The organism is Mucilaginibacter sp. P4_E8, from assembly GCF_056401495.1.
In genome coordinates, this window is sequence record NZ_JBFUJG010000007.1 from 81745 (window position 1) to 94180 (window position 12436).

Here is a 12436-nt window from a genome sequence, read left to right on the forward strand (position 1 = left end):
AAAATGATAAAAACAAACCTAAACTACAGCAAAACGCTATCAATGGCGGTTTTGCTTAGCCTCGCCATGCTGGCATCATGTAAAAAAGATCAGGATGCGGCTGATCCTGTAAAACCAGAAAAACCGGTAACTCCCGTTACCCCAACAGCACCTATACGGCCGTTAACAGCAAGCAGTAACCCTTATGTAACCCAGTTTTTTGAGTACACACCAGCCCCCGGCCAGTTTATTAACACCGGTTTTGGAACCGCCGAAGTAGCAAAAACCATTTTAAAAGGGAAAGATAACCTGTTAACACTTGGAGCCTGGGGTGGCTATGTGGTGTATGGTTTTGATCATACGGTTTTAAATGGCTACAACAAGCCCGATATTATCGTGTTTGGTAATGCCTTCAATCTTTTTGCCGAGCCTGGGATAATATGGGTTATGGATGATAAAAACGGTAATGGCAAACCCGATGATACCTGGTACGAGCTAAGAGGCAGTAAGTATAATCAGGAGGGTTACGTGCGTAACTACACAGTAACTTATACCCGTCCTAAAAATGATACCAGCGATGTGCCCTGGAGAGATAATCACGGTAACAGAGGTTATATAAAAAGAAACATATACAACACGCAGCCATATTTCCCCAAATGGGTTACCGGGAGTACTTACACACTTAAGGGCTCATTATTACCATCCACAAATATTGATGACAGTAATCCCGACTACATCATTAGCCGCTCTTTTGATTTTGGTTATGCCGATAACACCTCAGGCGGCGATAAGGTTGATATCTCTAACGCTATTGACAAAAACGGTGTAAGCGTAAAGTTAAAGGGGGTTGATTTTATCAAAATACAAACCGGTGTACTGTATGACATGGGCTGGCTGGGCGAACAATCGACCGAGGTTACAGGTGTGGCCGATTTGAGCATTGTGAAATTAGACGATCAATAAACCATAAATAATCTGAACAATAATCTTAAAACTTAAAAAAAATGAACACGAAAAAATCTACCATTATGAAATTGTTGCCTTATGCTTTTCCGGTACTGCTTATGGGCATGGTGAGCTCCTGTAAAAAGGATGCTGTCAATCCTATGCCGGATGTAAGTTCGGCAACGGGAAAAACACTTAAAGTACAGGCCGTAGGTAAATATGACAACGGCTTTTTCCTGATAAATGAAGGCTGGTACGGACACGGAACCGGCACCGTAAGCTTTTATGACTTTGGAACAGGCGTTATTTCTGATAGCCTTTTTACTAAAGAAAATCCCGGTAAAAACCTTAACCCCACAAGCAGTACCCTGGAGTACGGCACCATTTTTAACGACAGATTATACCTGGTGAGTAAAGTTGGTGGCCCTTTTGTAGTAGCCGATTCACATACTTTAAAAGAAATTGCCCGCATTGCCGCCAAAAGCACTAATGATTTTAGGGCGTTTGTAGGTATTGATGCCACAAAAGGCTTGCTGAGCACCGGTTCAGGTATTTATCCAATTAATTTAAGTACGCTGGCCTTGGGTACAAAACTAAGCGGTGTTACCGGCCAGGTTGGCGATATGATAAAGGCCGGCAATTATGTATTTGTGCTGTCGCAATCAAACGGGGTTGTAGTGCTTAACGCGTCGACCAACGCGGTTGTTAAAACCATCACCGGTATGCTGTGTGCATTTACCCATACGCCCGATGGCGCAGTATGGGCCGCCGGTGGTACTCAGCTTATTCGCATTGATCCGGCTACTTTAGCAGTACAAACGATAACTGTTCCTTTCTCTATCTACGGTTCATGGGCTGCGTGGCACCCAGGCTCCATAACAGCTTCAACTACCGAAAACGCAGTTTTTATTGCCCGCAACGCAACGTTCTCTGGCGGTACACAGGTTTATAAGTATACTGCAACAAACAGTGCATCGTTCACAACACCGTTTGTAACTGTACCTGCAGGCAGGGAGTTATACGGTTCAGGAGTGGGTTATGATGGCATTCATAATCAATTGATCATTAATACGGTTCACTCGGGCTTCACTACAAACTTTAGCTTTAACGACCTTGTTTTTTATAACGCGGCAACCGGAGCGCAAATAAATGACATTGCCTTTACCGGTTACTATTTTCCGGCTGTAGCAGTATTTCATTAATTTAGTTTTAGTATAATTGCAATAGTACATAGTTATTAAAAAAGGCTGCCTGCGGGCGGCCTTTTTTTGTGTATTTTCTATTATTATAAACTGAACAATAAAAACAAATGAATGCTGTTGTGAATAAATTGAACTTTATATCAATTTATGAACGGAAATACCACTGCGGTTTGAATTATTTTTAAAGGTTGAAAAACTTACATATTGAGCCGCAAAATGCAGTCGTTTTTTTTAGTAAAATGGTTTAAGGACATTCCAATTGCAAGAAAGTTATACTTTACCATTGGTATAATGGCTTTTTTGATCATAGTAGAATTATTCACCCTTAGTTTTGCCATAAAAACACTTTCTGCAGTACGTTCCTATGTTGGGGGCGAGGGACTTTGGTCAAAAGCGCAAAGGGACGCCTTGTCGCATTTGCGTATCTATGCTTACTCGCATGATGAAAAAGACTACCAGGAATTTCGGGAATTTTTAAAGGTGCCTTTAGGTGATGGCGCGGCAAGAACCGCCCTTGAAAAAATGCCGCCCAATTATGAAATGGCCCGCAAAGGTTTTTTGGCCGGCCGTAACCATCCTGATGATATTGATGGCATGATCAAACTAATGCTTCGGTTTAGCGAGATAAAATATTTAAAACAAACCATATTTTATTGGAAAAAAGCCGAGGGGATAATGCTGAAGCTGATCCCCGTTAGCAAGCAACTGCACAGTAAGGTAATTTTAGGAAAAATAACACCGGTAGAGACCAGCCACTTTCTGCAATATATGGAAAGTATTGATGCCCAGATCACACCGATGGAGGATGGTTTTTCCTATAGTTTGGGTGAAGGGTCACGCTGGTTTGAAAATCTTGTACTTGACATATTGATCATGCTTGCCATTACCGTTGAGTCCATCGGAATACTTATTGCCATTTCTATAAGTCAGGGTATTCAAAGGGGGTTAAAAGAGATCATCATCGGGGCCGAAATGGTATCGAAAGAATTATTTAATACCCGCGTAAAGGTGTACTCGCGCGATGAGATAGGGGTTTTGGCAATGGCCTTTAACCAAATGACCAATAAATTGGAGCACACCATCTCTGCTTTAAAAGATGCGCAGGTAAAAGAGAGAAGACAAAATGATAGGGCGGAGGCATCCGAAAAAATTAAACAGGTTTTTATTGCCAATATGAGCCATGAAATTTTAACGCCCATGAACGCCATTGTTGGGTTTGCCGGGCTGCTTGAAGAATCAGAAATGAATAATGAGCAGAGTGAATATATCAGGGCTATTATAAAATCGGGCGAGTTTTTGAAAGGTTTGCTAAATAACATCCTTGATCTTTCAAAAATAGAAGCCGGCAACGTACAGCTGGAAAGAAAGCCCATCAACATTCACGATATTGTTTACAATGCCATATCCATGTTAAAGCCGGAGGTGAACAAAAAAACGTTACAAATAAGCCATCGTATTGATACTAATGTTCCGAAAATGGTTTTTGGGGACGAGGTGCGTTTGAGCCACATTTTATTAAACCTGATCTCAAACGCTGTAAAATATACGCCGGTAGGTTCTGTTTTTGTGGAGGCATATATTATTGACGACACGCTGGATATTATATGGATAGGGTTTAGTATTCAGGATACAGGTATTGGTGTCCCTGTTGAAAAACATGGTAAAATATTTGAAAGCCTTGATCAGTTAAGGCAAAATCATGAACTGGGCGGCATAGGGTTGGGGCTCAGCATGGCTAAAAACCTGGTCGACCTGCATGGCGGGGATATATTTATAAAATCAAGCACTCCCGAAGGATCAGACTTTAGGTTCTTATTGCCTTTCTATAAACACGGGCCTATATTGGAGGGTCAATACCAGCTTACCGATATTGATAGTAGTTTCCACCTAAAAGAAGAAAGAAAAAGCGCCAGTATTTTGGTTGCTGAGGATAACCACCTGAACCAGCTGCTCATTATTAAAGTTTTAGAAAAACGCGGCTACCAGGTGCATGTAGCCGATAATGGCAAAATAGCGCTTGAAATGCTGAGCAAAAATAATTATGATATTATACTGATGGATCTGGATATGCCGGAGTTAAACGGATATGAAGCCACAGCAGCCATCAGGAATAGTGGCGATGAAAAGAGTAACATTCCCATTATTGCTATAACGGCTCATGCCACCAGAGAGGTAATGGAAAAATGTATTGATTATGGCATGAATGATTTTATAGCCAAACCTTTTGACTCGCAGGACCTGAACCAAAAAATAATGTCGTTTTTAATTAATGCGTAAGTCATATTCCCCATTTCGGCAATCTTAAAGGTGCTTTCAAATATCTTCTCGCAGATCAACCATAAATTAAAGGTATCTTCACCAAATACTACTCACCGTGCTGCTAAACTATAGCTAATTGCAAAAGATATTTAATGAACTCATCGATAGCTTTATTGATAATAATGTAGGCATAGCCAACCACTTTTTAAGCTCGGCTCTCGCTGCCGATCTGAAGGGAAACCTGCTTGCCTTGTATAACCAAAAACTGCTCCTGGCTGCGGGAACAGGCAATGATACATTGGTGGTACACAATAAATTAGTAAGGGGCGACAGCATTTACTGGCTCGACCGCAAGCACAACGATCCGCATGAAAATGATTTCTTTAATTTGATGGATAGCTTTGTAAGTCATTTAAACAGTACCTGTTATACCGGCATTACCGGTTATGAATTTCATTATACCATGTATGATACGGGCAGTTTCTACAAAAAGCACCTTGATCAGTTCAGGAACAATGGCGACCGTAAGTATTCCATGATCATTTACTTAAACCCCGGCTGGTTAGCTGCCGATGGTGGCGAATTATGTATCCATCATAGTAATGGGCTGCAAAATATATCGCCCGAAAACAGAAAAAGTGTTTTTTTTAAAAGCAGCGAAATGGAACATGAAGTATTATGTACCAACAAACCCCGGATGAGTATAACCGGGTGGCTAAAAGTAAAGTCTGTTTAATTATTTTTATGCATATTGCCTCGCATTTATCGGCCATATCGTTGAAAAATAGGCTGTAACATTAACAACTTTTAACTGTCTAACTAAAAATTTATTCCGTATTTAGCGGCTTGTAGTGCTATGCCCTATATTTTTCACGATTATTTTACCTATGATGTCCTTAAAAATATCCTGCAAAAACAATAACATACTTTTGCCTAAAAACCTGATTCTGCTTTCTGTCGCTATTTTATCAATAGCTGCGCTGGCTTCCTGTGGCGATAATAAATCGCAGGCGGCTAATGGCCAGGCCGAAAAAGTATTGGATTATAAAGTGCTCACATTGCAACCACGCCCTGCCACTTTAAACGTTGATTATCCGGCAAGTATACAGGGCCAGCAAAATATTGAGATCAGGCCCAAGGTTGATGGTTATGTAGAAAAAATATTTGTTGATGAAGGCTCCATTGTAGCCAAGGGGCAGTTACTTTTTAAAATAAACGCGCCGCAGTATGAACAGGAAGTTCGTACCGCCGAGGCCGGTATTAAAACCGCCGAGGCCGATCTGAGCCTGGCCAACATGCAGGTGAACAAAGTAAAGCCCCTGGTCGAAAAAGATATCATCAGCCATTATGAACTGGAATCGGCCCAATACACGCAGCAATCAAAAGCGGCGGCTTTGGCGCAGGCTAAAGCAAGCCTGGTAAATGCCAAAGTTAACCTGGGTTATACTACTATAACAAGTCCGGTAAATGGTGTTATTGGTGCGTTGCCATATAAACTGGGTAGTTTGGTGACCGGCACCACTACTGATCCTTTAACAACAGTTTACAATACCTCCAATATTTACGCCTACTTTGCCTTAAATGAGAAGCAACTGCTTGATTTTAGTAAGGATAGTACGGGCGCAACCACTTTTAAATCGAAATTAAGCAAGCTGCCTAACGTGTCGCTTATACTGCCCGATGGCACAACTTATGAATATAGCGGCCGTGTTGAAACGGTGAACGGGTTAATTAATACAGCCACCGGGGCGGCCAATGTCAGGGCCGGGTTTATCAATCCAAGAGGGCTTATCCGCAGCGGAAGCAGCGCGACAGTAAGAATACCAAATACCATCAAATCAGGATTGCTGGTTCCGCAAAGTGCTACTTATGAACTGCAGGACAAACGGTTTGTGTACGTGGTTGACAGTAAAAATAAAATAAAAAACGTAGCTATTAAGGTAATGGATAACACCGCCGGTCAGTTTTATGTAGTAACTGAAGGCCTGCATGCCGGCGATAAAATAGTGTTGGAAAGCTCCAATAATTTAAGAGACAGTACAACTATTAAACCTACCGAGGTTAGCGCTGCATCTGTTTACGGTAACCTTAAATAGCTCATTTTTAATTTATCAATCCTGCAAAAGCAATATTATGCTTAAAAAATTTATAGAACGCCCGGTACTATCAACTGTTATTTCGGTTTTGTTGCTGATACTGGGCATATTGGGGCTCATTAACCTGCCCGTATCACAATACCCGGATATAGCGCCGCCAACGGTGCAGGTATCGGCCTTTTATAACGGCGCCAATGCCGATGTTGTGCTTAAAAGCGTGATCATTCCCATGGAGGAACAGATCAACGGTGTGGAGAACATGACCTATATGACCTCCTCTGCCAGTAATGACGGCTCGGCATCTATCACCGTTTATTTTAAAGTAGGTACCAACCCCGATCTGGCCGCGGTAAACGTTCAGAATCGGGTATCGCGGGCAACCAGTTTGCTGCCCCTGGTGGTAACGCAATCTGGGGTTACGGTAGCCAAAAGTCAAAGCAGTAACCTCATCATATTTTCGTTATACAGCGAAAACAAAACTTACGACGAAACATTTCTGCAAAATTATGCCAAGATAAACCTGGTACCGCAAATACAGCGCGTTACAGGTGTGGGCGATGCGCAGGTTTTTGGATCAAGAGATTATTCCATGCGGATCTGGCTAAAGCCCGATGTAATGTCGCGCTATGGCTTGATCCCTGACGATATTACCGACGTATTGAATGAACAGAACATTGAAGCAGCCCCGGGTAAATTTGGAGAAAACAGTAACCAGTCCTTTCAATATGTGATCAGGTACAAGGGCCGGCTTCAAACGGCGGCCGAGTTTGGCAACATGATCATTAAATCGGTAGGTAACGGGCAATTGCTGCGTTTAAGTGATGTGGCAAGGGTTGAATTAGGTTCGCTGGATTATTCTTTTCACATTATTACCAACAGTTTACCTTCGGTAGGTGTGGCTATCAGTCAAACGGCGGGTTCAAATGCACGTAATGTGATCAATGAAACAAAAAAGATCCTGGATGCGGCGTCAGAAACCTTCCCAAAAGGGATGAAGATCACTTACCTGGTTGATGCCAATGAGCTTTTGGATGCCTCTATCGAAAAGGTGATCAGCACCCTGATCGAGGCATTTATATTGGTGTTTATCGTAGTGTTTGTTTTCCTGCAGGATTTTAGGTCGACCCTGATCCCGGCCATTGCTGTACCGGTGGCTATTGTGGGTACTTTCTTCTTCCTCAACCTGTTTGGTTTCACTATTAATTTGCTTACGCTCTTCGCGCTGGTACTGGCTATAGGTATTGTGGTTGATGATGCCATTGTGGTGGTGGAGGCTGTGCATGCCAAGCTGGATATGGGCTATAAATCGGCACGTAAAGCTTCCATTGATGCCATGAGCGAAATATCTGGCGCTATTGTTTCCATCACGCTGGTAATGTCGGCGGTGTTTTTACCGGTAACGTTCATATCTGGCTCAACCGGGGTGTTTTATAAACAGTTTGGTATTACACTGGCTGTAGCTATTTTGCTTTCGGCGGTGAACGCGTTAACGCTTAGTCCGGCATTATGTGCCTTGTTTTTAAAGCCTCACAAAAAAGGAACCCCTAAACATGGGTTTATAAATCATTTTTACGTAGTGTTTAATACTGCTTTTGAGGCGGTAAGTGGTAAGTATAAAAAGTCGGTAAATTTCCTGGCGCATAAAAAATGGATAGCCATTGCCGTAATAGCAGTGTTTGCCGCCACGCTTATTTATCTCATAAAAACCACTCCATCGAGCTTTGTACCTAATGAAGATCAGGGGGTTGTATTTGCCGCTATAAGCCTGCCCCCGGCATCGTCAATGGAACGTACAGATGCGGTTGCCAACAAGATTGATAGCATTGGTCACACTTTTCCAGCTGTAGAAAATACGCTTAAACTGGTGGGCTTTAACTTTATAGCGGGATCAGGTAGCGCGTATGCCATGGTGATCATGAAGCTGAAAACATGGGAGCACCGTAAAGATAAAAAAGATAGCCAGGAGAGTATCATCGGTGAGCTTTATGGCAAAACCAGTGGATTAAGGGAAGCTACTGTGTTTTATTTTTCGCCGCCTACGTTACAGGGTTTTGGTAATAGCGATGGTTTTGAGTTTCAGCTGCAGGATAAAGGCGGCCACACGGTAAATGAATTATTTAAGGTAAGTAACGATTTTATCGCGGCACTTGGAAAGCGCAAGGAAATTCAAAATCTTAACTCATCATTCAATCCCAACTTTCCGCAGTTTCAGGTTGATATCAATGTGGCTAAATGTAAGGAGGCAGGCGTAACTGTAAATTCGGTGTTGAATACTTTACAGGGTTATTATGGTGGTTTATATGCATCAAACTTTAACCAGTTTGGTAAACAATACCGTGTAATGGTGCAGGCCGATTATGATTACCGGGCCAATGAAACCGGCTTAAGCAAAATATTTGTGCGGAACAGCGCCGGTACCATGGCCCCAATCTCGTCGTTTATTTCTTTGAAAAGGGTGTTTGGCCCCGAGTCTATATCCCGCTTTAACTTATTTACTGCCATTTCAGTTTCCGGTCAGCCTAATCCTGGTTATAGTTCAGGCGATGCTATCCAGGCTATCAAAGAGGTTGCCTTGCAAAGCCTGCCCGCGGGCTATGGCTATGAATTCTCTGGTTTAACCCGCGAGGAACTGTCAAGCGGTACACAATCTGCCTACATATTTTTACTTTGTTTGGTGTTTGTTTACTTTCTGTTAAGCGCGCAGTACGAGAGTTATATCCTTCCGTTCGCGGTGTTGTTTTCGTTACCGGTAGGTTTAGCGGGTACTTACCTGTTTGCCAAGATCTTCGGTATCGGCAGTAATATTTACTTACAGATCTCGCTCATTATGCTCATCGGTTTGCTGGCCAAAAACGCTATCCTGATCGTGGAGTTTGCTTTGGAAAGACGCAGGGCGGGGATGGACCTGATACCCGCGGCCATCGCGGGCGCCGAGGCCCGTTTACGTCCTATCCTGATGACCTCCTTTGCCTTTATATTTGGTATTATGCCGCTCATGGTTTCGAGCGGGGCCGGAGCAAATGGCAACCGCTCCATTGGTACAGGCGCGGTAGGGGGCATGTTTGTAGGAACGGTGTTCGGGGTGTTTGTGATCCCTATATTGTTTATTATTTTCCAGCACCTGCAGGAAAAAGTAAGCGGGAAGCGAAAACATGACGAAGAAGATGATGAGGATGACACGATGGAAGTAAAAGGTGCTCATTAATTCATCAGTTAAAAAGATCAATTATGAACAGAGATTGTTTAAAATATATATTTTTATTTGCCTTGCTTTCGGGGGCGTTGCTATCCTGCAGAATAACCAAAAGCTATAAGCGGCCCGATGTAAATACCAATGGTCTTTATCGTGACCAGCAGTCAACAGATACCGCAACGCTTGCTTCCATGCCCTGGCAAAACCTGTTTGCAGATACCACTTTAAAATCGCTGATACAGGAAGGTCTGAATAACAACCTTGATCTGAAAACCGCTGTGCAAAAAATACTGGAGGCACAGGCAGCATTACAACAAAGTAAAGCAACCTTTTTGCCGAGCTTAAGCGGTAATGCAAGTGTGTCGCGGTCAAAACAATCACAGGCAGGGTTAAATTTCCCTCCGGGCATCAATATTAACACGCTTACCACTACCTACCAGGCTGGTTTAAGCACCTCATGGGAAGCTGATGTATGGGGTAAACTGAGCAGCACTAAAAGGGCGGCCCTTGCCGGCTTTTTACAAAACGATGCCGCCAAAAGAGCTGTACAAACCCAGCTGATAGCGGATATTGCCAATAATTACTTCTCGCTGCTGGCTTTAGACAAGCAACTGGAAATAACCCAGCAAACCCTGAAAAACAGGATCACGGATGTGGAAACCATGAAGAAGCTTAAAGAAGGCGCGGTGGTAAATGGCGCTGCCGTAGTACAAAGCGAGGCTAACCGCTATGCTGCCGAGGTAACCATTCCTGATATTAAACGCAGCATCCGCGAAACAGAAAACGCGCTGGATATTCTGCTTTCACGTCCACCAGGCCCCGTTAGCCGCAGCAACCTGGCCGATCAGAAAATGGTGAATGAACTGCAGGCTGGCATACCAACCCAGTTGCTTACCAACCGCCCGGATGTGCAGCAAAGTGAATATGCTTTCAGGGCGGCGTTTGAAAATACCAACCTGGCCCGCACTTACTTTTATCCTTCGTTTACAATAACCGCTTCCGGCGGATTATCCACTTTAAGTTTAAAGGACTTTTTTAATAAATCTATATTTTATAATGCAGCGGCGGGTTTAACCCAACCCATTTTTAACCAGGGGATAAACAAGGCCCGTTTGCGTACCGCGCAGGCACAGCAGCAGGAAGCCCTGAATAGTTTTCAAAAAACCTTGCTGGTGGCAGGGCAGGAGGTTTCCAATGCCTTATATGCCCATCAAACAGCCATTGAAAAAGAAGATGCCCGCAGCAAACAGATCATAGCGCTGCAAAAATCTGTTGACTTTACACAGGAACTATTAAGGTACAGTTCGGCAACCAATTATACCGATGTATTAACCTCCGAACAAAATCTGTTAGCGGCCCAGTTAAGCGGCGTTAACGACAGGCTGCAGGAGTTACAGGCCATTGTGAACCTGTACCGCGCCCTGGGCGGCGGATGGAGGTAAATATCGACTCACCCCGACATCGCTGCGCTTGTCACCCCTCTTTACGCGGAGCGTAAAGAGGGGTGACAACATTTTTTTCCTTTACCCTCTTTGCGGCGAAGCTGGAGAGCGGGTGGTCCGGTGAAGCGTAGACCGGGTGAGTTAACTGTGGGTGGTGCTATTTCTCCGCAAAGTTTGATAAGATTAAATTTTAAAATGTTGGCCTGTGCGATTCCCTCCCGACGGGAGGGTGTAGGGAGGGGTTTATGCGACCCACATCACGAATAAACCCCTCCCTGCCATTACACAAACCATCGCGCCCCTCCCCAAGGAGGGAATTTTATCTACCAAATAACTCGACTGTCTTTTGATGAGCTATTCCCCTCTTGAGAGGGGTGGAGGGGGCTTTTCATCGCACGTATAAACACACCCCTGCTACCCTCGATTCCTACGCGCCCCCTCTCAAGAGGGGAACTAAAAACAAATACGTCATGCTGTCTGTCGAAGCATAGTGGGCAAAGGCTTATCCACGCCCCATCGGGGCATCGTGTTAATAGAAATATTGAGTAAATATCAGCTCCATAGGAGCTTCCTTTAATGTTATTGACACTTGATCAGGAAGCTCCTATGGAGCTAATGCTCAGATATTATTATCCTATAAACACGATACCCCGATGGGGTTTGCTGTTGATGAAAACAAACAAGTCATGGGTAACTTGTTTCAGCGCCCATCAGCAGGTTCAAAAAAGCGGCTTTGCAAGTGAGATGCCGAAATAAATTCGGCATGACTTATTTAATTATTTAAAGCGTTGTGCGATTAAAAAGCCGACCCGGAAAATATATTACCTACGGGTTACCCTGCTACGTTATCCTGATCCGAATCATCTGTTGGTTCCCAAAGCTCAATAATGTTCCCTTCCGGATCAAGCACATGGACGAATTTGCCATATTCATATTCTGCAATCTCATCAACAATGGTCACATTATCCTTTTTTAGCTCGTCAACCAGCGCAAGGAGGTTTTCTACCCGGTAATTGATCATAAAAGGCTTTGCCGACGGATTGAAATATTTGGTATCCTGCGGAAACGTGCACCAGGATGTGGATCCTTTTTTTGACGGATCATCGTCCTGCCGCCACTCAAACGTTGTTCCGTATTCACTGGTAGCCAATCCAAGATTTTTGGCGTACCACTCGTTCATACCTTTCGGATCATTGCATTTAAAAAATACGCCGCCAAGGCCCGTTACTTTTTTCATATTTAAAATGTGTTGTACGATTAAAAATTGATATAAAAATGGAAGAAAAAGTTGTGTATTATATTGACAATCATTCTTTTTAA

Annotated in this window: 8 protein-coding genes; 7 read left to right on the forward strand and 1 reads right to left on the reverse strand. The window is 43.4% G+C overall.

The genetic code is table 11. The features are described from left to right. Positions 1-3: 3 nt before the first annotated feature. The 7 genes from AC1DRQ_RS05020 to AC1DRQ_RS05050 all read left to right on the forward strand — a co-directional run bounded on the left by AC1DRQ_RS05020 (position 4) and on the right by AC1DRQ_RS05050 (position 11116). Positions 4-942 (forward strand): cell surface protein, encoded by a 939-nt coding sequence (locus AC1DRQ_RS05020; RefSeq protein ID WP_477422588.1) that lies wholly within the window; start codon positions 4-6, stop codon positions 940-942. Positions 943-983: 41 nt separating this feature from the next. After that, positions 984-2126, forward strand: a complete 1143-nt coding sequence (locus tag AC1DRQ_RS05025; protein ID WP_477422590.1) for a DUF5074 domain-containing protein — start codon at positions 984-986, stop codon at positions 2124-2126. Positions 2127-2417: 291 nt separating this feature from the next. Further along, positions 2418-4403: a response regulator gene (locus AC1DRQ_RS05030; protein WP_477422591.1), complete on the forward strand. Its 1986-nt coding sequence runs from the start codon at positions 2418-2420 to the stop codon at positions 4401-4403. A gap of 118 nt (positions 4404-4521) precedes the next feature. Beyond that, positions 4522-5121 carry a 2OG-Fe(II) oxygenase gene (locus AC1DRQ_RS05035; RefSeq protein WP_429397040.1) on the forward strand — a complete coding sequence of 200 codons (600 nt, stop codon included), beginning with the start codon at positions 4522-4524 and terminating at the stop codon, positions 5119-5121. Between the two features lie 151 nt (positions 5122-5272). Further along, the gene (locus tag AC1DRQ_RS05040) at positions 5273-6481 is read left to right on the forward strand and encodes an efflux RND transporter periplasmic adaptor subunit (RefSeq protein WP_477422592.1); all 1209 of its coding nucleotides are present in this window, start codon (positions 5273-5275) and stop codon (positions 6479-6481) included. A gap of 37 nt (positions 6482-6518) precedes the next feature. Then, positions 6519-9686, forward strand: coding sequence for an efflux RND transporter permease subunit (locus AC1DRQ_RS05045; RefSeq protein ID WP_477422594.1), 3168 nt, complete (start codon positions 6519-6521; stop codon positions 9684-9686). Between the two features lie 23 nt (positions 9687-9709). Continuing rightward, complete coding sequence (locus AC1DRQ_RS05050) at positions 9710-11116, forward strand: efflux transporter outer membrane subunit (RefSeq protein WP_477422595.1); 1407 nt, start codon at positions 9710-9712, stop codon at positions 11114-11116. An 832-nt stretch (positions 11117-11948) separates the two neighbouring features. On the opposite strand, the gene AC1DRQ_RS05055 is transcribed toward AC1DRQ_RS05050, so the two are convergent. Next, positions 11949-12353 carry a VOC family protein gene (locus tag AC1DRQ_RS05055; protein WP_477422597.1) on the reverse strand — a complete coding sequence of 135 codons (405 nt, stop codon included), beginning with the start codon at positions 12351-12353 and terminating at the stop codon, positions 11949-11951. Positions 12354-12436 lie beyond the last annotated feature (83 nt).